The sequence below is a fragment of the Mycobacterium bourgelatii genome, from assembly GCF_010723575.1.
Classification (GTDB): Bacteria; Actinomycetota; Actinomycetes; order Mycobacteriales; family Mycobacteriaceae; genus Mycobacterium; species Mycobacterium bourgelatii.
Map to the genome: position 1 here is coordinate 5405446 of NZ_BLKZ01000001.1, position 25065 is coordinate 5430510.

Annotated in this window: 10 protein-coding genes and 1 pseudogene; 3 read left to right on the plus strand and 8 right to left on the minus strand. The window is 65.7% G+C overall.

Features of this window, described 5'->3' with window-relative positions; translation table 11 throughout:
• Positions 1-10: 10 nt before the first annotated feature.
• From G6N68_RS23075 to G6N68_RS23095, 5 genes and pseudogenes are all read right to left on the minus strand, one after another.
• Positions 11-9174 (minus strand): annotated as a pseudogene (locus G6N68_RS23075) (PPE family protein).
• Between the two features lie 263 nt (positions 9175-9437).
• The gene (locus tag G6N68_RS23080; protein ID WP_163717324.1) at positions 9438-11825 is read right to left on the minus strand and encodes a cation-translocating P-type ATPase; all 2388 of its coding nucleotides are present in this window, start codon (positions 11823-11825) and stop codon (positions 9438-9440) included.
• Entirely contained in the window at positions 11822-13399 is a 1578-nt protein-coding gene (locus tag G6N68_RS23085; protein WP_163717326.1) for a serine hydrolase, read from the minus strand. Before G6N68_RS23085 ends, G6N68_RS23080 begins: the two co-directional genes overlap by 4 nt.
• Before the next feature lie 52 nt (positions 13400-13451).
• Positions 13452-14570, minus strand: a complete 1119-nt coding sequence (locus G6N68_RS23090; protein ID WP_163717328.1) for an MBL fold metallo-hydrolase — start codon at positions 14568-14570, stop codon at positions 13452-13454.
• Positions 14571-14575: 5 nt separating this feature from the next.
• Complete coding sequence (locus tag G6N68_RS23095; protein ID WP_163717330.1) at positions 14576-15307, minus strand: enoyl-CoA hydratase; 732 nt, start codon at positions 15305-15307, stop codon at positions 14576-14578.
• Between the two features lie 27 nt (positions 15308-15334).
• On the opposite strand from G6N68_RS23095, the gene G6N68_RS23100 reads away from it, so the two are divergent.
• Positions 15335-16831, plus strand: coding sequence for an acetyl-coenzyme A carboxylase carboxyl transferase subunits beta/alpha (locus G6N68_RS23100; protein WP_163717332.1), 1497 nt, complete (start codon positions 15335-15337; stop codon positions 16829-16831).
• A 12-nt stretch (positions 16832-16843) separates the two neighbouring features.
• On the opposite strand, the gene G6N68_RS23105 is transcribed toward G6N68_RS23100, so the two are convergent.
• A complete protein-coding gene (locus tag G6N68_RS23105) occupies positions 16844-17386 on the minus strand; it encodes a TetR/AcrR family transcriptional regulator (RefSeq protein WP_163717334.1) in 543 nt (180 codons plus the stop codon).
• Positions 17387-17491: 105 nt separating this feature from the next.
• Here G6N68_RS23105 and G6N68_RS23110 point away from each other — a divergent pair, with 105 nt between their 5' ends.
• Both G6N68_RS23110 and G6N68_RS23115 read left to right on the plus strand, forming a co-directional pair.
• A complete protein-coding gene (locus tag G6N68_RS23110; RefSeq protein ID WP_163717336.1) occupies positions 17492-18634 on the plus strand; it encodes an FAD-dependent monooxygenase in 1143 nt (380 codons plus the stop codon).
• Between the two features lie 206 nt (positions 18635-18840).
• Positions 18841-22971 carry a PE family protein gene (locus G6N68_RS23115; protein WP_163717338.1) on the plus strand — a complete coding sequence of 1377 codons (4131 nt, stop codon included), beginning with the start codon at positions 18841-18843 and terminating at the stop codon, positions 22969-22971.
• Positions 22972-23158: 187 nt separating this feature from the next.
• Here the strand turns inward: G6N68_RS23115 and G6N68_RS23120 are convergent, their stop codons facing one another.
• Both G6N68_RS23120 and G6N68_RS23125 read right to left on the minus strand, forming a co-directional pair.
• Complete coding sequence (locus G6N68_RS23120; RefSeq protein ID WP_205351420.1) at positions 23159-24259, minus strand: PPE family protein; 1101 nt, start codon at positions 24257-24259, stop codon at positions 23159-23161.
• Between the two features lie 110 nt (positions 24260-24369).
• On the minus strand, positions 24370-24984 hold the full coding sequence (locus G6N68_RS23125; RefSeq protein ID WP_163717342.1) for a TetR/AcrR family transcriptional regulator: 615 nt from the start codon (positions 24982-24984) through the stop codon (positions 24370-24372).
• Positions 24985-25065 lie beyond the last annotated feature (81 nt).

The following is a 25065-nucleotide window of genomic DNA, read 5'->3' on the forward strand; positions in this document are numbered from 1 at the left end:
GACGAGCCTCTTACGGCAGGCTGCCGCTCAGGAACAGGCCGGACAGTTGGCGCCCAAGGTTTCCGACGCCGGAGATGACGCTGGCTACCGCGAGGTCGAGGGTGCTGGTGTTGCTGATTCCCGAGATGGTGTTGCCCAGGTTGCTCAACCCCGTCAGCAGATCGCCGTAGTTGTAGTAGCCCGAGGCCAGCGAACCCACGTTGCCCAGGCCGGAGACGGCAGTACCGAGGTTGCCGAAACCGGAAGCTCCCCCGCCGGTGTTGAAGAAGCCCGAGGACAGCCCACCGATATTTCCCAAACCCGGCACCGGGGAAAGATGGAAGACCGGCACGGTAATGACCCCGACACCACCGTTGATGTTGGCGTTGAGCAGCGCGCCGCCACCCAGCGTCAGGTTTAACGGAATCTGACTAACGCTCAGTTGCGGGACTGTGAAGGCGTCGATGTGGTCCTCGATCGTGATGATGCCGAAATCGATCGGAATGTTCGGCACGTTTATGTGCAGATCGGGAAGGTTGATATGGACGTCGGACGCAACGTCGCTGGGCAGGGGGACGGTGAAGCTGGGCAGGGGGACGGTGATGCCGGGGATGTCGATGTCCATGTCGAATCGAAGTCTGAGGGTTACCGGGATGGGGGTGCTGATGTCGCCCGGGTGGCCCCCGTGCAGAACGAAGGGCAGCACAGTCAGCGCGGAGATGTCGCCGCTGATCGGCAGGCGAAACGCCATGCCCGCGCCGGCGTTCAGCGGGATTCCGGGGACGAGCAGGGTGATGTCGGCGTCCAGCAGGCCCTGCCGGTCGCCACGCCAGAACATCCCGTTGTTCATATCACCGGAGATGAACGCCCCGGTGTTGAGGTCGCCGCTGTTCGCGATCCCGGTGTTGGTGTCCCCGGTGTTGAACCAGCCCGTGTTGGTGTGGCCGGGGTTGAACGAGCCGGTGTTGAAATCTCCGGTGTTGAACCCGCCCGAGTTGTAACTGCCCGCGTTACCCCAACCCGTATTCAGAACGCCGGAGTTGAACCACCCTGTGTTGGTCGACCCACTGTTACCGATACCGGTGTTGAAACTGCCCGAGTTGCCGATCCCGAAGTTGCCCGTCCCGGAGTTGAAGAAGCCGATATTTCCCGTGCCCGAATTGAACAAGCCGACGTTGCCGCTACCGGAGTTCCAGCCCCCGAACCCAACCTGGTTATCCCCGGTCAGACCGATCCCAATGTTGTTGTTGCCCTGATTGGCGAACCCGAAGTTCCCGATCCCGGTATTACCGAACCCGTTGTTGAAACTACCCGTATTACCCCAACCCCAGTTCCCATCGCCGGCATTACCGCTACCCATATTCAGATCACCAATATTGCCACTGCCAGTATTGCCCTCACCGAAATTACCGACCCCGATATTGTCGTCCCCGACATTGCCGCTGCCCACATTCGAACTACCCACATTGCCGCTGCCCAGGTTGAAATCACCCAAGTTCGCACTACCCAGATTCATCCCGCCATGATTGGCGAACCCCGTACTGAACAAACTCACCTTGTCCACACCCTGAGAGAACAACCCCGCCAGGTGATCACCCACATTGCCCACACCCGACCCCAAGCTCGAGATCGTGTTACCCCACCCCGACACTTGATCACCGAAATTGAACAACCCCGAACCCAGCGCCCCGACATTGCCCAACCCCGAGAACCCCAGACCCCCCGTCGCCACATTCCAGAACCCCGAACCCCCACCCACATTCCCAAACCCCGACGCACTACCCGACCCGCTGTTGAAGAACCCCGACGACGGACCCGAGGTGGTGTTGCCCATCCCCGACACCGCCGGGAAGCTGAAAATCGGGATGCTGATCGGGCCGATCGAGCCGCCGGCGATACCGAGTGACAACACCGAACTCGGGCCACCCAAAGTCAAATTCAGCGTCGGACCCAAAATCCGGATCGGCTCCACCACGATCGGACCGATATCCCCGCCCAGGCCCAGCACACCGCTGGTAGTCCCGCCGAAGATTTGCACGTCCTCCCCGGACAGATGTATCTCCGGAATCGTAAAGGCCCCGATGACGATGTTCCCGACGCTGCCGGTGATTGGAATGTTGATCGGGATACTCACACCCAGGCCCAACGGGAACTCGGGAATGGTCAACGTATACGAGCCACTCAGCCAACCCTGCCCCTCACCACGCCAGAAGAACCCGTTGTTCATCCCGCCCGCGTTGAACCCGCCGGTGTTGAAGTCACCGGAGTTGCCCAACCCCGTGTTGTAATTCCCGGTATTGAACCAACCCGTGTTCATGCGGCCCGGGTTGAAGTCACCCGTATTGGACAGCCCCACATTGAAACTGCCCGAGTTGTAACTGCCAGCGTTACCCATGCCGGTGTTGAGCAACCCCGCGTTGAACAACCCCGTGTTGAACCGGCCGGCATTGAACAACCCCGTATTCTGCACACCGGAGTTGCCGATACCCCAGTTTCCGCTCCCGGAGTTGAATAACCCGACATTCCCGCTCCCCGAGTTGAACAACCCCACGTTATTGCTGCCCGAGTTCCAATCCCCGAACCCAACCTGCCCGCTACCATTGATCCCAATCCCAATATTGTTCGCGCCCGTATTCCCGAACCCGATATTTCCGAACCCGGTGTTTCCGACACCGAAGTTATAATCACCGGCATTACCGAGTCCGAAGTTGTAGGACCCTAGGTTCGCAGGCCCGAAGTTATACGCACCTAGATTTCCCAGACCCACATTGAAACTACCCAGATTCCCCGAACCCAAGTTCAAACCACCGATATTTCCGAAACCGAAGTTCCCGCCGCCCGCATTCGCGCCACCCACATTGGTCCCACCCACATCCGCCAAACCCGCGGTGAACGTGCTGACCCGGTCTGGCCCGAGGTAGAACAACCCCGACAGCTGGTCGCCGACGTTGCCCACACCTGAGGTCGCAAGACCCCCGGTATTGGTGTTGCTTATCCCCGACACGGCGTTGCCCAGGTTGCTCAACCCCGTCAACAGGCTGCCGTAGTTGTGATAACCCGAGGCCAGCGAACCCACGTTGCCCAGACCGGAGATGGCAGACCCGAGGTTGCCGAACCCCGAGGCTCCGCCGCCGGTGTTGAAGAATCCCGACGACAGCCCACCGGTGTTGCCGAACCCAGGCTCCGGGGACAGATGCAACACCGGCACGGTAATGCCCCCGATGCCACCGGAGACGTTGGCATTGAGCAGCGATCCGTTACCCACCATCAGGTTTAGCGGAATCTGATTGATGGTGATTTCGGGGAAGGCGAAGGGGTCGAGGTGATCCTCGATCGTGATGATTCCGAAGTGGATCGGAATGTTCGGTATGTCGATGGTGATGTCGGGAAGGTTGATATGGACGTTGGGAATGGGGTCGGGCAGGGGGACGGTGAAGTCGGGCAGGGGGATGCTGAAGCCGGGGATGTTGATGTCCATGTCGAAGCGAAGTCGGAGGGTCACCGGTATTGGGGTGTTCATGTCGCCAGCCCCGCCCCCGTGCAAGATGAATGGCTGCACGGTCAGTGTGGAGATATTGCCGCTGATCGGCAGCTGCAAGGCGATGCCCGCGCCGGCATTCAATGGGATCGAAGGAACGGTCACGGTGTAGTCGGCGTCCATCAGTCCCTGGCGGTCGCCACGCCAGAACATCCCGTTGTTCATATCCCCGGAGATGAAGGCCCCGGTGTTGAGGTTGCCGCTGTTCGCGATCCCGGTGTTGGTGTCTCCGGTGTTGAACCAGCCCGTGTTGGTGTGGCCGGGGTTAAACGAGCCGGTGTTGAAATCTCCGGTGTTGAACCCGCCCGAGTTGTAGTCACCCGCGTTGGCCCACCCGGTGTTGAACAACCCCGAGTTGAACAACCCGGTGTTGGTGGTCCCGCTGTTCCCGATCCCGGTGTTGGAACTGCCCGAGTTGCCGATCCCGTAGTTACCCGTCCCGGAGTTGAAGAAGCCGATATTTCCCGTGCCCGAGTTGAACAAGCCGACGTTGCCGCTACCGGAGTTCCAGCCCCCGAACCCAACCTGGTTATCCCCGGTCAGCCCAATCCCAAAGTTGTTGTTGCCCTGATTGCCGAACCCGAAGTTCCCGAACCCGGTGTTACCCCACCCGGTGTTGAAACTCCCCGTATTACCCCACCCCTGATTCCCATCCCCCACATTGCCGCTGCCCACATTGGCATTGCCCACATTGGCGCCACCAACGTTGTAATCCCCGACATTGCCCAACCCGACATTGCCCCCACCCACATTCCCGCTGCCCACATTGCCCCCACCCACATTGCCGCCACCGAGGTTGTGATCACCCAGGTTCGCACTGCCCACATTCGCGCCACCCTGGTTGGCCACCCCCAGGTTCAACAACCCCAACCGACTCCCACCCGCAGAGAACACACCCGCCAACTGCTCACCGGCATTACCCACCCCCGACCCCAAGTTCGGAACCGAGTTCGCCCACCCCGACACGCTGTCCCCCAGGTTGAACATCCCCGAACCCAGCGCCCCGACATTGCCCAACCCCGAGAACCCCACACCCCCCGACGCCACATTCCACAACCCCGAACCCCCACCCACATTCCCGAACCCCGACGCACTACCCGACCCACTGTTAAAGAACCCCGACGACGGACCCGAGGTGGTGTTCCCCATCCCCGACACCCCCGGGAAACTGAAAATCGGGATGCTGATCGGACCGACCGACCCACCGGTCAACCCCAACGACAACACCGAACTCGGGCCACCCACCGTCAAATTCAGCGTCGGACCCAAAATCCGGATCGGCTCCACCACGATCGGCCCGATATCCCCACCCAGGTTCAACACACCACTGGTAGTCCCGCCGAAGATTTGCACGTCCTGCCCCGACAGATGCAACTCCGGAATCGTGAAACGTCCGATCGTGATATCACCGATGCTGCCGGTGACCGGAATATTGATCGGAACACTCACACCCAGACCCAACGGGAACTCGGGAATGGTCAACGTATACGAGCCGCTCAGCCAGCCCTGCCCCTCACCACGCCAGAAGAACCCGTTGTTCATCGCACCCGCGTTGAACCCGCCGGTATTGAAGTCCCCACTGTTACCCAACCCCGTGTTGTAATCCCCGGTATTGAACCACCCCGTATTCACCTGGCCCGGGTTGAAACCACCCGTATTCGACACCCCCACATTGAAACTGCCCGAGTTGTAACTACCCGGGTTACCCATACCGGTGTTGAGCAACCCCGCGTTGAACAACCCCGTGTTGAACCGGCCCGCATTGAACAACCCCGTATTCTGCACACCGGAATTGCCGATACCCCAGTTCCCAGACCCCGAATTGAACAACCCCACATTCCCCGTGCCCGAGTTAAACAACCCCACATTCCCCGACCCGCTGTTCCACGCCCCGAACCCGACCTGGTTATAACCGGTCAGGCCGATCCCGATATTATTGCCACCCGTATTACCGAACCCTATATTATTAAATCCAGCATTTCCGACACCGAAGTTGTAATCCCCTGCGTTGCCGAACCCGAAGTTGTAGGACCCTAGGTTCGCAGGCCCGAAGTTATACGCACCTAGATTTCCCAGACCCACATTGAAACTACCCAGATTCCCCGAACCCAAGTTCAAACCACCGATATTTCCGAAACCGAAGTTCCCGCCGCCCGCATTCGCGCCACCCACATTGGTCCCACCCACATCCGCCAAACCCGCAGTGAACATGCTGACCCGGTCTGGCCCGAGGTAGAACAACCCCGACAGCTGGTCGCCGACGTTGCCCACACCCGAGGTCGCAAGACCCACGGTATTGGTGTTGCTTATCCCCGACACGGCGTTGCCCAGGTTGCTCAACCCCGTCAACAGGCTGCCGTAGTTGTGATAACCCGAGGCCAGCGAACCCACGTTGCCCAGACCGGAGATGGCAGACCCGAGGTTGCCGAACCCCGAAGCTCCGCCACCAGTGTTGAAGAATCCCGAGGACAGCCCACCGGTGTTGCCGAACCCAGGCTCCGGGGACAGATGCAACACCGGCACGGTAATGCCCCCGATGCCACCGGAGACGTTGGCATTGAGCAGCGATCCGTTACCCACCATCAGGTTTAGCGGAATCTCGCTAACGTTCAGTTGCGGGAAAGTGAAGGGGTCGAGGTGATCCTCGATCGTGATGATTCCGAAGTGAATCGGAACGTTCGGTATGTCGATGGTGACATCGGGAATGTTGACATGGACGTTGGGAATGGGGGACGGCAGGGGGACGGTGAAGTCGGGCATTGGGACGGTGAAGCCGGGGACGTTGATGTCCATGTCGAAGCGAAGTCGGAGAGTCACCGGGATGCCAGTGCCGATGGCGCCGGCCCCGCCCCCGTGCAAAATGAATGGCTGCACAGTCAGCCCGGTGATAGATCCGCTGACCGGCAGCTGCAAGGCGATGCCCGCGCCGGCGTTCAATGGGATCGCGGGAACGAGCAGGGTGATGTCGGCGTCCATCAGCCCCTGGCGGTCGCCACGCCAGAACATCCCGTTGTTCATATCCCCGGAGATGAACGCCCCGGTGTTGAGGTTGCCGCTGTTCGCGATCCCGGTGTTGGTGTCTCCGGTGTTGAACCAGCCCGTGTTGGTGCGGCCGGGGTTAAACGAGCCGGTGTTGAAATCTCCGGTGTTGAACCCGCCCGAGTTGTAGTCACCCGCGTTGGCCCACCCGGTGTTGAACAACCCCGAGTTGAACAACCCGGTGTTGGTGGTCCCGCTGTTCCCGATCCCGGTGTTGGAACTGCCCGAGTTGCCGATCCCGTAGTTACCCGTCCCGGAGTTGAAGAAGCCGATATTTCCCGTGCCCGAGTTGAACAAGCCGACGTTGCCGCTACCGGAGTTCCAGCCCCCGAACCCAACCTGGTTATCCCCGGTCAGCCCAATCCCAAAGTTGTTGTTGCCCTGATTGCCGAACCCGAAGTTCCCGAACCCGGTGTTACCCCACCCGGTGTTGAAACTCCCCGTATTACCCCACCCCTGATTCCCATCCCCACATTGCCGCTGCCCACATTGGCATTGCCCACATTGGCGCCACCAACGTTGTAATCCCCGACATTGCCCAACCCGACATTGCCCCCACCCACATTCCCGCTGCCCACATTGCCCCCACCCACATTGCCGCCACCGAGGTTGTGATCACCCAGGTTCGCACTGCCCACATTCCCGCCACCCTGGTTGGCCACCCCCAGGTTCAACAACCCCAACCGACTCCCACCCGCAGAGAACACACCCGCCAACTGCTCACCGGCATTACCCACCCCCGACCCCAAGTTCGGAACCGAGTTCGCCCACCCCGACACGCTGTCCCCCAGGTTGAACATCCCCGAACCCAGCGCCCCGACATTGCCCAACCCCGAGAACCCCACACCCCCCGACGCCACATTCCACAACCCCGAACCCCCACCCACATTCCCGAACCCCGACGCACTACCCGACCCACTGTTGAAGAACCCCGACGACGGACCCGAGGTGGTGTTCCCCATCCCCGACACCCCCGGGAAACTGAAAATCGGGATGCTGATCGGACCGACCGACCCACCGGTCAACCCCAACGACAACACCGAACTCGGGCCACCCACCGTCAAATTCAGCGTCGGACCCAAAATCCGGATCGGCTCCACCACGATCGGCCCGATATCCCCACCCAGGTTCAACACACCACTGGTAGTCCCGCCGAAGATTTGCACGTCCTGCCCCGACAGATGCAACTCCGGAATCGTGAAACGTCCGATCGTGATATCGCCGATGCTGCCGGTGACCGGAATATTGATCGGAACACTCACACCCAGACCCAACGGGAACTCGGGAATGGTCAACGTATACGAGCCGCTCAGCCAGCCCTGCCCCTCACCACGCCAGAAGAACCCGTTGTTCATCGCACCCGCGTTGAACCCGCCGGTATTGAAGTCCCCACTGTTACCCAACCCCGTGTTGTAATCCCCGGTATTGAACCACCCCGTATTCACCTGGCCCGGGTTGAAACCACCCGTATTCGACACCCCCACATTGAAACTGCCCGAGTTGTAACTACCCGGGTTACCCATACCGGTGTTGAGCAACCCCGCGTTGAACAACCCCGTGTTGAACCGGCCCGCATTGAACAACCCCGTATTCTGCACACCGGAATTGCCGATACCCCAGTTCCCAGACCCCGAATTGAACAACCCCACATTCCCCGTGCCCGAGTTAAACAACCCCACATTCCCCGACCCGCTGTTCCACGCCCCGAACCCGACCTGGTTATAACCGGTCAGGCCGATCCCGATATTATTGCCACCCGTATTACCGAACCCTATATTATTAAATCCAGCATTTCCGACACCGAAGTTGTAATCCCCTGCGTTGCCGAACCCGAAGTTGTAGGACCCTAGGTTCGCAGGCCCGAAGTTATACGCACCGAGATTTCCCAGACCCACATTGAAACTACCCAGATTCCCCGAACCCAAGTTCAAACCGCCCAAATTGCCCAACCCGAAATTACCGTCCCCAACATTCCCAAACCCAACATTTCCCGCACCCACCACCGCCAACCCCAAATTGAGAATGCTCGTTCGGCCGGCGGGGTTGCTCAACGCCGCCTGGGTCGAAGCAATGAATGCTGAGGCGGCCGCGGACGGATATTGCAGCAACTGAGTGAACGGCTCTAGCGCGGTAACTGCGGAGGACGCCCCCGCGTGATAGCCCAACATCGCGGCCACATCCTGGGCCCACATCAGTTCGTATTCGGCCTCGGCGGCGGCGATCGCCGGAGCGTTGAAGCCGAGCAGGTTGGAGACCACCAGCGATCTCAGCTGGGTTCGGTTCAACAGGACCTCGGCGGGATGGACCGTTGCGGCAAGAGTGGCCTCGAAGGCGGCCCCGCCGAGCCGGGCCTGAGTTGCGGCCTGTTCGGCCTGCGTCCCGGTTGCGGTCAACCAGCCCAGATACACGCCGGCGGCGCTCGCCATTGCCGTCGACGCCTGTCCCTGCCACGCCGAACTCAGAACCGCGGATGTCAGCGAGGAGAACGAGCTTGCCGCCGAACCCAGTTCGGCGGCAACCGCGTCCCACGCCTCAGCCGCCGCCAGTAGGGGGCCGGAACCCGCGCCGCCGAATATGCGCGCCGAGTTGATCTCTGGGGGCGATATTGAAAAGTTCATCGCCGCAGCCCCTCTCCGGCGGCGGCCCTTACGGTGGCCACCGGCCGATACAGCCCACAAAGACCCGGGCTCCGGCGGGGATTACCCCTGCCTTACTGGCTGATAAGGCAAAGCCTACGGCGGTCGTAGATGGAATTCCGCGACTTTAGCAAAATATGACCACCGGTCATAGGCCCACATACAATTCTAGTGCGATGTAAATAATTTCGACATTTTGCCATTTCGGCCGGCGGACAATTTAATTTACGCGACAATATACGAAGCTATCGCCACAGGCGCGGTGGTACGCCGAGAGTCCTGGCTCGCATCCACCAGTTCGCCTCGATGGCCGCGGCACCGACCGCACCCACGCCTATCGCAAACGACGTGGCACCCAGATTCGACGGGTCGAGGAGAAATTTGTGCTGTGTCCACGGCAGGGTGAAGATCACCACATACGCCAGCGCCGAGGCGATGACCAGCGCCAATCGCCACCATTGGTACGGCCGCGCCACCACCGCGAGCACCCAGAGCGCGGTGATCAGTAGCGTGATCAACGCCGCGGTGGACGCTTGGTCCTGCTCGACCGCCGTGGCCTGACGGCCGTGATAGGCCCCCAAGTACGAAACGAACGTTGCCGTGCCGACTACCAGGCCGGACGGCAGCGCGGCGGTCAGCACCCGTCGCACAAAGCCCGGATAGGCCCGTTCGTTATTGGGTGCCAAAGACAGAATGAATGCCGGAATTCCAATGGTGAACCACGCCGCGATCGTGACGTGGATTGGCTGGAATGGATACACCAAGGGATCAGCGCCCAATGGCTTGGCCAGTAAACACTCCAGGCCTACCAGCAACGCCAGCAGCACCGAATAAACCGTTTTCGTCAGAAACAGATTGGCGACCCGCTCAATGTTGCCGATCACCCGTCGGCCTTCGCCAACGACATACGGCAAGGTGGCGAACTTGTTGTCCAGCAACACGATCTGGGCCACCGCCCGTGAGGCCGGACTACCCGCGCCCATCGCCACGCCGATATCGGCATCCTTGAGCGCCAGCACATCGTTGACACCGTCCCCGGTCATCGCGACGGTATGGCCGTGCGACTGCAGCGCGTGCACGATGGCGCGCTTCTGGTCGGGCCGCACCCTGCCGAAGGTGGTGTAGGAGTCCAGCACGTCGGCCAGTTGGGACCGCTCCTCCGGCAGTCGCCGGGCATCCATGGTCTCGCCATGCAACCCGAGCTTGTCGGCGACCGCGCCGACCGACACCGCGTTGTCGCCCGAAATGACTTTCACCGCCACATTCTGGGCGGCAAAGTATTCCAGTGTCGCACGCGCGTCGGGGCGCACCTTCTGCTCCAAGATCACCAACGCGACAGGGGTTACGTGCCCCGGGGCGGCTGGGTCGTCCACAACGACATCGCTGGCCGCCAGCAGCAGCACACGCAGCCCCTGCGCTCCAATCTGTTCGGCTCGTGCGGCGGCGGCCGATGCCGGGTCGAGCAGCACGTCGGGCGCGCCGATCACCCAGTTGCCGTGCTCGCCGTAGGACACCCCGCTCCACTTCGTCGCAGACTTGAAAGGTGCTGTGGCAGTGACGGTCCAGCCCGGCGGGGGGTGATACGCATCGGCGATGGCCTGCATGCTGGCGTTGGGGCGGGGGTCTGCGCCAGCCAGCGCGGCCAACGCCGTGGCTGCCCTTTCCGGGGTGCCGTCCAGCACTTCGACATCGGACACCCGCATGCCGCTCTCGGTCAGCGTGCCGGTCTTGTCGGCACAGACCACGTCGACGCGGGCCAACCCCTCGATGGCCGGCAGTTCCTGCACCAGACACTGTCGTTGACCCAGCCGGATCACGCCCACCGCGAACGCAATCGACGTCATCAACACCAGGCCTTCGGGCACCATCGGCACCAGCGCGCCGACCGTTGCCAGCACGGATTCCCGCCATCCCACGTTGGTGGTGAACATCTGCGTGTAGATGGTCAACAGTCCCGCCGGAACCAACAGGTAGGTGATGAGCTGCAGGATTCGATTGATCCCGTTGCGTAGTTCGGATTTGACCAGGGTGAATTTGCTTGCCTCGGCGGCCAACTGGGCGGCGTACGCGTCGGCGCCCACCTTTGTGGCGCGGTAGGCGCCGGTGCCGGCGACGACGAAACTTCCCGACATCACCGCGTCGCCAGGGTCTTTGGCGATGGGGTCGGCCTCACCGGTCAACAGCGATTCGTCGATTTCGAGGTTCTGCTCCTCGATGACTTCGCCGTCAACGACGATCTGATCGCCGGGGCCGATTTCGATGATGTCGTCGAGCACCACCTCTTCGGGGGCCACGGTCCGCGTTCCAGATTGTCTGCGCACCAAGGGTTTTGCTTGTCCGATGATGGCCAGCTTGTCCAGGGTCCGCTTGGCGCGAATCTCCTGTACCATGCCGATCACGCTGTTCGCGACGATGAGCAGCCCGAAAAGTCCGTTGATCAGTGAACCGGTGATCAGGACGATGATGAACAGCACGCCCAGGATGGCGTTGATTCGGGTGAAGACGTTGGCCCGGACGATGTGGGCGACGCTGCGGGTGGTTCGTTCCGGGACGTTGTTGCTCCTGCCGTCGGCTACCCGTTGCGCCACCTCGGCATCGGACAAGCCGACGGCCTCCGAAACCGGACTGGTCATCGCGTGAACGTTCCCAACTTGTCGGAGTCGAAATACTCTAAGTGGAGGGTGTTGCCGGTGAAGGTGGCCTTGGAAATTGTTCCGGGCGGGGCGTTTTCGGTGGCCAACTCGAAGGTGAACACATCGCCGTCCCAATGGGTCAACGGGAAGGTCTGATTTTTCGGCCCTAATGCCAGCTGCAGGCGGCCGTCGTGTTCCGTCACGGTCGCCGGGCCCCAGTAGTCGTTGGCATACACGCCGGCGTAGTCGCTGAGCGGCCTGGCCGGCGCCGGACTGGCCGGCGGTGGTTTACCGACCAGCGAGCCTTCGGGATTGTTCATCGCCGCGATTTGTTGGCGATACAGGGTTGACCAGTCCTCGCGCACCTGGCCGTACTGGATCAAGTCCATGAATTCGGCGTTCAGCGCCTCCGCCACACCGTAGGGCGCGGCGTTTGTCAAGGCCACGATGGCAATGTCCTCGGAGGGCAACACCACGAAATTCGTTGCGGCTCCCATCACGAAGCCGCCCGAATGGCCGTATTGCGTGCGGCCCGACGACGTCACCGAGACGTTGAATCCGTAGCCATAAGTTCCAGACCTGGCCTTCGGTGATTGCGCCTGGACCGAAATGACTTGCGGGGTGATGGCGGGCAACAACGCCTCCATCGAGGTGACTCGCTGGCCGTTGTAGGTGCCGTTACCCAACAACATGGCGAGCCAGCGCGCCACGTCGTTGACCGACGAACTCACCCCGCCCGCGGGTGTCTGGGGATCGGGATCGCGTTGGTAGCGCGGCTCCCATTTGTCTCCCACCTTGACGTGGTTGACCGCGTGGTTCGGTCTGGCCAGAAAATCGGCGAACCGCGAGCTGGTGGACGTCATGCCCAGCGGGCGGTACAGCACCTCATCGCATAGCTCCTCCCAGGGCTTCCCGGTGGCCGCGGCCACTGCCTCGGCGGCGGCAGTCACTCCAAAATTGGTGTAGGCGTAGCTGTTTCGGAAGGGTGCCAGGGGAAGAAGCCGCAGCCGCTCCAGTACCTGCCGGCGGTCATAGCCGAGGTCCTCCAGCACGTCGCCGGCATGGTCGGGCAGGCCAGACCGGTGTGAGTAGAGGTCGGCGATCGTCACATGGCTGGTGACGTACGGGTCGCTGAAAGCCAGCCACGGCAGCCTGGACACCACGGGCGTGTCCCAGCCGACGACGCCCGCGGTCACCTCGTGAGCCACCACGGTCGCACCGATGGATTTCGACATCGACGCCACCTGAAAAACGGTGTCGGCATCGACCTTGTTGTCCGGGCCGTTGCCCCTGCTGGCGTCTCGGACGCCAAAGCCCTTGGCGTACACCGTCTGTCCACCGCGGACGATCGCCACCGCCATACCTGGAATGCCGGTGTTCTTCATCAGGTCGGTGACCAGACCGTCGACCTTGACGATGGCCTTGTCGATGCGTCCGGACGGAATGGTCAGGCCCGACACCTCATTGGGCGGGGTCCGCACCCCCTGCGACGTCGGCGCGGCCAATGGTCTTTCCGATCCGCACCCGACCAGCACCAGCAACACGAGTGCGGCCGTCGCCACGCGCTTGGTCACGGCCGTCACTCTAGTCGGCGGGGCGCCGGAATCGGTGAGCCGCGTCAGCGCATCAAAGCCGCCACCACGGGTTGAACCGCAAGGGCGCGCTCGGGTCGACACGCTGACCCGGCAGCGGCACCGCCACCTGAACCCCCTCCGGTTCGGCCGCCTTGAGCACGCGCTCGACCGGCTCGGACCAAGGATGCGGGGCCAACCGGAACGTGCCCCAATGGATCGGCACCAACAGCCCCGACCCCGAGTCGGTGACCTCCTGGTGCGCTCGGACCGCCTCTTCGGGGTTCATGTGGATGTCCGGCCACGCGGTGTTGTAGGCCCCCACGGGCATCAAGGTCAGGTCGAAGGGGCCATGGTCGGCGCCGATACCGGCAAAGGTCTTGGTGTAGCCGGTGTCGCCACCGAAATACGTGCGATGTTCGGGCCCGATGAACGCCCACGATGCCCAGAGCGTGTTGTTGCGGCTGAGGAAGCGCCCGGAGAAGTGCCGCGCCGGCAGGCAGACCAGGGTGAGCTGGTCGATCTTTGCGCTCTGATTCCAGTCGAGCTCGACAATGCGCTCGTCAGGTATCCCCCAGTACCGCAGGTGTGCGCCGACACCCAGCGGCACGAAGAACGGCGCCCGTTGCATGCGGGCCAACGCGAGGACGGTGTCCGCGTCGAGGTGGTCGTAGTGGTCATGGCTGATCACCACTGCGTCGACGGCCGGCAGCCCTTCCATTTGCACCGGAGGCGGATGCAGGCGCCGCGGCCCGGCGAGGTCCGACGGCGAGCAGCGGTCACTCCACACCGGATCGGTCAGGATGCGGTAACCGTCGATCTCCACCAGTGCGGTGGAGTGTCCGAACCAGCTGACGGCCAGCCGGCTGGCGTCGCCGCGGTAAATCTCTGGCGCGGCCAGCGGGATCGGGGTCGTGGGCCGCGTCGAGTTACGCGAACCCACCATCTCCCGGGCGACGAGCGCCAATTGCTCGCGGTCCACCGAGAACCACGAGGCAGGGTCGATATTGACGAAAGCGCCGTCTTGATAATTCGGCGAGCCTTCCGCCACTGCCTGGATGGACGCAGGGTCCGCACCGAGGGCGGACGGTGCACCGTGCAGCGCCCGCAACAGCCACCCACCGGCAGCCAACGACGCTGTTCCGACAGCTAGTCGTAGCGCTCGGTGCACCATGACCGTTATGCCCCCTGAAACCTCGGCGGTCGCTTCTCCACTCGAGCTATCTGCGCCTCGATGACATCCTGACTATTCCAGGCCTTGTCAAAGAGTTCTTTGTGTATCGGCTCCGGCTCTTCGATGGACCCGTCGTCGTTGAGTACCCGCTTCGCGTGCTGAATAGCCAAGGGCGCGAGTCCCGAGATCTCAGCGGCCCAAGCCTGCGCGTCTTCCAGCGTACCGATGCGGTTGGCCATGCCGGTGTGCAGCGCGGCGTCGGCGGTCAGCTTCTCGGCGGCCAGCAGCATCGCCCGGGCGCGCCCGTGGCCGACCAACGACGCGAGCCTACGGATGCTCCAGTTGTCCAGCGCCAGGCCATATTTCGACGTCGGGAATTGGAAGAACGCGTCGGGAGCCACCACCCGCAGATCGCACTGCATCGCCAGTTGCAGCCCCGCGCCGATGGCCGGGCCGTTGATGGCGCCGATCACCACGATCGGAGTCGCGTCCATAACCCGGTGCAACTCGATCAACCGGTCCGGGTAGTCAGCCGCGAACGCGTCGCCGGACAGGTCCGCGCCTGCGCAGAACGCCGAACCCTGGCCGGTCAGCACGATCGCGCGGATCGACCCGTCCCCCGCCTTCAGAAAGGCTTCCCGCAATTCCTCGACCAGCTGGGAGTTCAGCGCGTTGCGCCGATCGGGCCGTTGCAGCTCGATTGTCATCACTGCTTCGGTCAGGGTGATACCGATCATGGGGGCCAGGATATATAGCCTCGTCGGGTGAGCCATATCACCACCGACCAACTGCGGAACGCGGTGCTGGATGAAGGCTCCTTTGTGAGCTGGGACGACGAGCCGCTGACCATCCCGATGTCCGGGTCGTACGCGGAGGAACTGGCCGCCGCTCGGGCGGCCACCGGCCGGGACGAGTCGGTGTCGACCGGCGAGGGTCGCGTCTTCGGACGCCGGGTGGCCATCGTGGTCTGTGACTTCAAGTTCCTCGGCGGGTCGATCGGTGTGGCGGCTGCGGAACGCATCACCGCGGCGGTGCAGCGGGCGACCGCCGAGCGGCTGCCGCTGCTGGCGTCGCCGAGCTCCGGCGGGACCCGCATGCAGGAAGGCACGGTGGCCTTTCTGCAGATGGTGAAGATCGCCGCGGCCGTCAGACTCCACAAGCAGGCCCACCTGCCGTATCTGGTCTACCTGCGCAATCCGACCACTGGCGGGGTATTCGCGTCCTGGGGGTCACTGGGCCACGTCACCGTCGCAGAACCCGGCGCCCTGATCGGATTCCTCGGCCCGAGGGTTTACGAACAGCTGTATGGCGAACAATTCCCGGCGGGCGTCCAGACCGCGGAGAATCTGCAGCGGTTCGGAGTCATCGACGGCGTGGTCCCGCTGGATGCGTTGCGAGCGACGTTGAACCGGGCGCTGACGGTCATCGCCGACGTACCCGAACCCCCGCCGCCCTCCCGCCCGGCTTCAGGGGCACCCGAACCGGTCCCCGATGTGCCGGCCTGGGACTCGGTACTGGCGTCGCGTCGCCCCGACCGGCCGGACGCCGGGTACCTGCTGCGACACGGCGCCACCGACCGGGTACCGCTGTCGGGCACGGGACAGGGCGATGCGGCGACGACGCTGCTGGCCCTGGCCCGGTTCGCCGGCCAGCCCGCGGTGGTCCTCGGCCAACAGCGCGTCGGCGGCGCCAACGCGGTAGGGCCGGAATCGCTGCGCGAGGCTCGGCGCGGCATGGCGCTGGCCGCCGAACTGCGGCTGCCGCTGGTGCTGATCATCGACACGGCGGGGCCGGCGTTGACCGCCGAAGCCGAACAGGGCGGACTGGCCGGACAGATCGCCCAGTGCTTAGCGGAGTTGGTCACGCTGGAGACGGCGACGGTCTCGGTCCTGCTCGGTCAGGGTAGCGGCGGGCCCGCGCTCGCGATGGTGCCCGCTGACCGCGTGCTGGCCGCGCTGCACGGTTGGTTGGCGCCGCTACCCCCCGAAGGCGCCAGCGCGATCGTGTTCCGCGACGTCGATCACGCGGCCGAACTTGCTGCGGTGCAAGGCATTCGGTCCGCAGACCTGCTGGCGGCCGGGATCGTGGACGCGATCGTGCCCGAACACCCCGACGCCGCGGACGAGCCGGAGGAGTTCGCCCGCCGCATGTCCCGCGCGATCGCCACCGAGGTGCATGCGCTGCGCGAAATCCCCGACGCCCAACGCCTGGGTACCCGACTGGAGCGGTATCGCCGCATAGGACTCCCTCGCAGCGACTGACGGGCGCACAAGCTAAGGGTCCAAGTACCGCTGGATCGTCGGCCCGAGCCACTCGACCACCTCGTCCCGGTCCATCCCGACCACCGGCGGCAACCGCAGCACAAAACGGCACAGCGCCAACCCCAGGATCTGGGTGGCCATCAACCCGGCCCGCTTGCCGGCTTCGTCTGCTCCCACGAACTTCGCGACCAGCGGCTTCAGCTGAGAGCCGAAGATCTCGCGCATCCGTTGTGCCGCTTCGTCATTGGTGGCGCTCGACCGCAGCAGAATCACCAGTGCCTCGTCACCCTCCCAGCGGTCGAGGAAGTGCTCGACCAGCAAGTGCCCCAACCGCTCCCGATCGGCGTCGTCGTAGGTGGGAAACCGGAGATCGAACTCGACCGCCGCGGCGAACAGCTTTTCCTTGTTGCCGAAGTAGCGCATCACCATTGCCGGGTCGATCCCGGCGTCCGCGGCGATGGCGCGGATGGTGGCGGCCTGATACCCGGCGGAACCGAAACGTTCGCGTGCCGCCGCCAGGATCACGGCCTTGGTTTCTTCGGACGATCGCCTCATGTCAACAAGTGTAGGCCAACACGTGTTGACTTTGTAGCTGCGACACCCCACTATGGACTTATGCCAACAAGCGTTGACTAACGCAACGCGAGAGAGGAACCAACCATGAACAACACCGATGTCCTCATCGTGGGAGCCGGCCCGACCGGAATGACGCTGGCGGCGTCACTGCTTTCCCGAGGGATCCAAGCGGTGGTGGTCGACAAGCTGCCGTCCGGCGCCAACACCTCGCGCGCGGCGGCCGTCAACGCCCGGACCCTCGAGGTCCTCGAAGACCTCGACGTCTCCTGGCGGCTCGTCAAAGCCGGCCTCGTCGCCCCGCGCTTCACCATGCGCCAGGGTGCGCAGCCGCTGATCTCGATCGACTTCAGCGGCCTGCCCACGCAGTACGCGTACACCCTGATGATCTCCCAGGCCGAGACCGAGCGGTTGCTCGAGGAACGCCTTAACGAGTTGGGCGGCAGCGTGATTCGACCCAAGACGCTGGGCGGTGTGGTCCAGGACGACGACGGCGTGACCGCCACCTTCGACGACGGCGACACCATCCGGGCGCGCTACCTCGTCGGGGCCGACGGGATGCACAGCACGGTCCGTCATCACGCCGGGATCGGCTTCACCGGCGGTGAGTTCGCCGAATCCTTTGTGCTCGCCGACGTGCGGGTCACGGGTGAGGCGCCGAGCGCGGAAGTGATCCTGTTCTACGGAACCGACGGATTGACAGTGCTGGCACCGCTGCCGGACGACATCTTCCGCGTCGTCGCCCCGGTGCCGGACGCGCCGCAGGTGCCCACCGCACCGTTCGTGCAACAGCTTCTGGACACCCGCGGCTTTGGGCCCGGCCGCGTCGTCGTCACCGATCTGCTGTGGGGATCTCGGTTCAAGATCCACCACCGCGTCGCCGACACGTACCGGGCCGGGCGGTTGCTTCTTGCGGGCGACGCCGCTCATGTGCACAGCCCCGCCGGCGGGCAGGGCATGAACCTCGGCATCACCGACGCCGTCGCTCTGGCCGCGGCCCTGACCGAGGTGTTGGGCGGCGGGCCCGATGCGGCGTTGGACGACTACAGCAAACAGCAACGGGCGCGGGCACAGCAGGTGCTGGCCTTGACCGGCCGCCTGACTCGGGTGTCGACGCTGCCGCGGCCCCTGCGGCCGGTCCGCAACGCGGCAATGCGTTTGGCCGCACACGTTCCCGCCGTGCGACGCCGGTTGGCCTGGCGCTTGAGCGGACTGGTCAACCGCGACTGAGCCCGCGTCTCAACGCCACACCAAACAGGGAGGTAACACACCCAGCGGACCGGTTCGCAGCGCCAATCCCGTCTCAGAGGCAGTATCGGATTCATCTTTTCATCCGATCTATTGACGCATTCGATACTTATTCGTATGCTCATGTCGCGTAGGACGAAATGCCCGTCCTGCAGTCCCAGCCCGGCCCCTGAGAAAGGCGCCTTCCCATGTCATTTGTGGTCGTTTCCCCAGAATTCGTGTCCACCGCCGCTTCAGACTTGGCAAAGCTTGGAGCCACCATCAGCGAGGCCAATGCGTTTGCCTCCGCCCCCACCACGTCGCTGCTAGCCGCGGGCGCGGACGAGGTGTCGGCGGCCATCGCAGCGATGTTCGCCGCGCACGGTAGCGAGTACCAGGCGATCAGCGCGCAGATCGCGTCGTTCCACAACAGTTTCGTGCAGCAGCTGAACGGCGCCGGCAGCTCGTATGCCGCCGCGGAGGCCATCAATGCCTCGCCGCTGCAGGTCGTGGAGCAGACCGTTCTCAACGCGATCAACACACCCACGCAGCTGCTGCTGGGACGTCCCCTGATCGGCAATGGCGCCGACGGCGCGCCGGGAACGGGTCAGGCCGGTCAGGCCGGCGGGATCCTGTGGGGCAACGGCGGCAACGGCGGATCGGGTGCGGTCGGCCAGGTTGGTGGTGCAGGTGGCGCCGCGGGCCTGATCGGCAACGGTGGCGCGGGCGGGGCCGGCGGGGCCGGTTTCGCCGGGACCGCGGCGGCTGGTGTGGCCGGCGGGGCGGGTGGCGCGGGTGGCTTCCTGTGGGGCAACGGCGGCGCCGGCGGAGTCGGCGGCGCGGGAGTGGCCGGCGGCGTCGGAGGAGTCGGCGGCAACGGTGGGGCGGGCTCACTGCTGTTCGGCAGCGGCGGGGTTGGCGGGGCTGGTGGCGCCGGCGCAATTGGCGGTACCGGTGGCGTCGGTGGTGACGGCGGCTGGCTCTACGGCAACGGCGGGAACGGCGGTGTCGGCGGCACCGGCGCGCAGGCCGGGGCCGGTGGCGCTGGCGGCAACGCCCGGATCTTTGGTAGTGGCGGCACCGGTGGGGCCGGCGGTGAGGGCCTAGCCGGCGCGGCGGGGACGAACGCGGTGACACCGAGCGCGACCGGCGGTGCCGGTGGTACCGGCGGGCTCGGCGGCGCCGGCGGCACCGGCGGCAATGGCGGATTCCTCTTCGGCAACGGCGGTGCCGGCGGCAGCGGCGGCGTCGGCGGGGTTGGTGGAGTCGGCGGTCTCGGCGCCGACGGGTTCAACGCCGCGCTCTCGGGAAGCGCCGGGCAGGCCGGTGGAGCGGGCGGCGACGGCGGAGTCGGTGGGCTCGGGGGAGACGGTGGTGCCGGCGGTGCCGGCGGGCGCCAGGGCCTGTTCGGCGTCGCCGGTAGCCACGGCGTGGGCGGAACCGGGGGTGCTGGCGGAATGGGCGGCGCGGCCGGCAACGGCGGCGACGGCGCGATCGGCCGGAGCGGCGGCGGCCAAGGTGGGGCGGGCGGCAACGGCGGCAACCCGGGCGTCGGCGGCCTCGGCGGGGCCGGCGGCAGCAGCGGTGGCGGCGCGTACGCGGCAAAGGGCGCGACCGGCGGCACCGCGACCAGTGGTGGCAACGGCGGCAATGGCGGCAACGGCACCGATGCCGTGGCCATCGGCCAAATCGGTGGCAGCGGCGGCGCCGGCGGTCACGGCGGTTTGGTCGGCAACGGCGGCAACGGCGGCAATGGCGGCAACGGCTTCAAGGGTTCAAGCGGGGTCTCCCTTTCCGACGGCGGTACAGATGGCGGCTCCGGCGGAGCCGGCGGTGCCGGCGGCACCGGCGGCAACGGTGGCGCCCTGGCCGGCAACGGCGGCAACGGCGGGGCCGGCGGGGCCGGCGGTGAAGGCGGAGTCGGCGGCAACGGCCGTGACGGACTCAACGGCGGTCTTGGCCAGAACGGCCAGAACGGCTTGAACGGCGGCGCCGGCGGCGATGGCGGCAACGGCGGGGCCGGTGGCGCGGGCGGTACCGCCACACACGGAATCGCTGGGCAACAAGGCGTTGGCGGAAACGGCGGCAACGGCGGCCTCGGCGGCCAGGCGGGCAACGGCGGCAAGGGCGGTGACGGCACCTTCACCAATGGCGGCAACGGCAACGGCGGCGACGGCGGGAACGGCGGCAATCCAGGCGCCAACGGCAAGGGTGGGCTCGGCGGCGCCGGCTCCACCAAGGGTGCGGACGGGGTGCAGTCAGCCACCACCGCCGGCGGTGGCGCCGGCGGCGACGGCGGTAACGGTGCCAAAGCCTTCTCCCCCGGCGCCGGTGGCGGTAACGGCGGCAAGGGTGGCAACGCCGGAACGTTGGCGAACGCAAACGGCGGCAACGGCGGCCACGGTGGCGACGGCGCTGCGCCATCATTCGGCGGCGCCCGCGGCGGCAACGGCGGCACCGGAGGCGCGGGCGGCAATGCCGGACTGACGGGCGACGGCGGGAACGGCGGTGCCGGAGGCAATGGCGCCATGGGCGGGACCGGTGAAAACGCGTACTACCCCGGACAAACCGGCGGCAACGGTGGCGAAGGAGGCGCCGGCGGACACGGCGGGGCGGGCGGAGCTGGCGGATCCAAGTCCGGCAATGGCGGCAACGGCGGCGCCGGCGGTCGTGGCGGCAACGGCGCTAACGCTGGAGGTGGCCAAAAAGGTTATGACGGCTCGTTCGACTGGGACGGCGACGGCACCGGCGGTGGCGGTGGCAACGGCGGCAACGGGGGTAACGGCGGAGCCGGCGGCAACGGTGGTGCGGCCGGGAAGGCCACGAGCGGCAAGGCCGGCTCGGTTGGCGCCGCCGGTAGCGGCGGCAATGGCGGTGACGCCGGCATGGGGGGTGACGGCGGCCGAGGTGCGCACAACTTCAACCCCGGCGGCAACGGAGGCAACGGCGGTCAAGGCGGTAACCCAGGCGCAGCCGGCGTCGGCGGTAAGGCCGGGACCGGGTCGGGCACGGCAACCAACGGCCTGACCGGCAAGACCCCTACCAGCGGCGGAAACGGCGGCGACGGCGGCAATGGCGGGAACGGCGCCAATGCCGGCATCAACCTCCCGGGCGGTAACGGCGGTGCCGGCGGCGACGGCGGCAAGGGCGGCCTGGTGGGCAACGGCGGCAACGGCGGCAACGGCGGCAACGGCGGTCAGGGCGGTGCCGGCTCGAGCACCACCGCTCAAGCCACCGCCGGCGGACAAGGAAAGCAGGGCGGACAAGGTGGTGTGGGCGGCCGCGGCGGCGACGCGGGCCAGTACGGCGCCCGTGGTGGCAACGGCGGAGCCGGCGGCGCCGGCGGGACCGGCGGAACGGGCGGCAACAGCGGCTCCGGCACCAACGGCGGCACCAACTGGGGCGGCCACGGCGGCAACGGCGGCCAAGGCGCCAGCGGTGGCCAGGGTGGCGTCGGCGGCGACGGCGGCAATGGCGGCGCCGGTGGCACAGCGGCATCGGGCGTCGATGGCACCCAAGGTGTCGGCGGCGTCGGCGGCAAAGGCGGCACCGGCGGCACCGGCGGTACCGGCGGCAACGGCGGCAACGGCGCGAACGCCACTGCGCTGGCCAACGACGGCAACCCGGGTCCGCAAGCCGGCAACGGCGGCAACGGCGGCACCGGCGGCACCGGCGGGAACGGCGGCGCCGGCGGTAAAGGGGGCCAGGGCCTCGGTGGTCAGGCCGCGAACGGCGCCACTGGTAATCAAGGCGACGGCGGTACCGGCGGACGGGGCGGTAACGGAGGCAGCGGCGACGTCGGCGGCGTCGCCAGCCCGGGCGGCGGCAGCGGCGGCGCCGGCGGCACGGGTGGCACCGGTTACAACGGCGGCCAGGGCGGTAACGGCGGTAACGGCGGTAGCGGCGGCATCGGTGACAGGTCGACGGGTGCCACGGGCGGAGCCGGCGGCACGGGTGGCAAAGCTACCTACGGCACCGGTGGCCGGGGCGGCAACGGAGGCACCGGCGGTAACGGCGGTACGGCCTCGGTGTTGTTCAACCCCGGCCAAGGTGGCCAGGGTGGAGCCGGCGGTAACGGCGGCGCCAGTTCCTACGGCGCCGGCGGACAGGGTGGAACCGGCGGCAGCGGCGGCACTGGAGGTAGCAACCCCCTGGCCCCGCCGCTGGGTTCCGGGACCGGCGCATCGGGCGGCAGGGGCGGCACCGGCGGCACGGGCGGCGTCGGCCACCTCGGTTGGACCCCCGGCAGCGGCTGGGGCGGCGACTGGGGCAAGCCAGCCGCCGGCGCCGGCGGCGGGGCCGGCGGCAGCGGCGGCCAGGGCGGGCAGGGCAGCCTGTAGCAAGAATCCGCAGTACGGACACACGTCGACCCGGCCCCAGTGGGCCGGGTCGACGTGTGTCTGCGGCCCTGGTCGACGCGTGCTGCCTGCGCGCCGCCCAGCTGTCCGCCTGTAAAAACGACTAGCCCCGACTGCGCCGAAAGGCGCGTCGGGGCTAGGGCCGTTGGAGGGTGTCGGGCGGTCTTGCTCAGACCCCGATCCGCGGGATGACGCTCGGCCGCGACTGCACCACGTGCGGAGCGCCGCCGCCGCGCCCGGCCATCATGCCCGCGGGCATTCCGCCTTGGGCTCCGCCGCCCATCGGCATCGGCATCATCGGCATTCCGCCGCCGGCCGCCGCATTGGCCTCCGCGGCCATGGCCGCGTTGGACATACCGAGGCCCGCCAACCCACTGAGCGCCGAACTGGACATTCCGGCCGGCGTCGAGCCCGGCCACGACTGCGGCACCGACAACGCCCCGACCATGCGCGCGTTACCCATGCTCGCGGCGGCGCCCAGCCCGGCTCCGCCCATCGGCTTGAGCGATTCTGCGGTGACGGCGCCTGCCGCCAATCCCGTCGCACCCTCCGGCATGGTCGCACCGACCATTGCGGCGCCGCCGCCCGAACCGGCCTGCGTTGCAGCACCGATCGCCATCATCGCCGGTTGTATCGCCATCATCGCCGGCGATGCCAGTAGCTGGGCCGCCTGGAATGCGCCCTGCAACGGCGGGCCTACCGTCGCCGCAACACTCTCCGCCGTCAGCGCGATCCCCACCGCGTCAAGCGGAATCGCGGCGAACGGAATGAGCTGCGTGGCGGCGGTCAACGCCTGGGTGCAGTAGGCCACCATCGCGGCCACGTCTTGCGCCCACATTTCTATGTACTCGAACTCGGCCGCCGCGATCGCGGGAGTGTTCAGACCCAGGAAATTCGTCGCCACCAACGTCAGAAATTGCAGTCGGTTGTTCTCGACCAACGCCGGATGCACGGTCGCCGCCAGAGCCGCTTCGAATGCCGCCGCCGCCGTCCGGGCCTGGGCCGCGGACCCTTCGGCCAGTGCCGCCGCCGCGCTCAGCCAGCCCAGATAGCCCGCCGCCGTGGCGGCCATCGCCGCCGATGCCGCTCCGGTCCACGGCCCGCTCGTCAGTCCCGAGATCAAGGCGTCGAACGTCGATGCGGCGCCGCTCAGGTCCGCACCCAACTCGTCCCACGCGGCCGCCGCCGCGAACATCGGGCCGGAGCCCGCGCCACCGTACATCTGTGCAGAGTTGACCTCTGGCGGCAAAACAGCGAAGTCCATCAACACGCCCCACCTTCTACATTGACCATTCGCGATGCCCGCATCGCGCGACTACATCGATTCCCTAAATGATACGTAGATGAATTCGATGCGTCAATGTATCAGTTGGCCGTGACTTACCGGTTCAGGACGATGTTGAGCAACTTCGTGAGCCAGGCCCGCGCGGCCGTCAGGTCGTTGTCGAGCAGCAATTGAATGCTGACCCCGTCGTAGACCGCGATGACGAACCGGGCGATGTCCGCGAGGGTGCCGACCTTTTCATCCGGGGTGATCCCGCCGGCCGTTAGCCGCTCTTCGATGGCGGCGCGCAGCTGCGCACGGTGCACCTCCCAGCGCTGCGCCAAGCCGGGCGTCCGAGCGGCATACAGCAGGAAGTCCATCTTGATCAGCAACCACTCACGCTCAAGCAGCAGCGTGGACACGATCCGATCGACAGTCGCCTCGAGGTCACTCGTCGGGTCGATCCCCTCCATCGCCTTGCGGACCTGGTCGGCAGTGCGGTTGGCCCACTCGTCGTAGAGCAGAAAGAACAGCTCTTCGAGAGTCTCGAACTGGGAGTAGAAGGCCCCGCGGGTGTAGCCCGCTGCCGCGCACACGTCCTCGATACGCACGTGCCCGAAACCCTTTTCCGCGAACACCTCGAATGCCGCGGCGATCAGCCGGGCGCGGGTCTCAGCGCGACGCTTGGTTACCCGGACCGGCTTAGCCGTGGCAGTCGGTGCAGCTGTCATGTGATTTTCCACCCTCCCGAAATGCTATTGCACCTGATACATTACCGCATCGGATACCCGGATCGTCATCTATTTCGCAGA

Bases quoted from the DNA above. Each gene is read 5' to 3' on its own strand.
- G6N68_RS23080 (WP_163717324.1), bottom strand. From the start codon at position 11,825: ATGACCAGTCCGGTTTCGGAGGCCGTCGGCTTGTCCGATGCCGAGGTG.
- G6N68_RS23090 (WP_163717328.1), bottom strand. From the start codon at position 14,570: ATGGTGCACCGAGCGCTACGACTAGCTGTCGGAACAGCGTCGTTGGCT.
- G6N68_RS23095 (WP_163717330.1), bottom strand. From the start codon at position 15,307: ATGATCGGTATCACCCTGACCGAAGCAGTGATGACAATCGAGCTGCAA.
- G6N68_RS23105 (WP_163717334.1), bottom strand. From the start codon at position 17,386: ATGAGGCGATCGTCCGAAGAAACCAAGGCCGTGATCCTGGCGGCGGCA.
- G6N68_RS23110 (WP_163717336.1), top strand. From the start codon at position 17,492: ATGAACAACACCGATGTCCTCATCGTGGGAGCCGGCCCGACCGGAATG.
- G6N68_RS23115 (WP_163717338.1), top strand. From the start codon at position 18,841: ATGTCATTTGTGGTCGTTTCCCCAGAATTCGTGTCCACCGCCGCTTCA.
- G6N68_RS23125 (WP_163717342.1), bottom strand. From the start codon at position 24,984: ATGACAGCTGCACCGACTGCCACGGCTAAGCCGGTCCGGGTAACCAAG.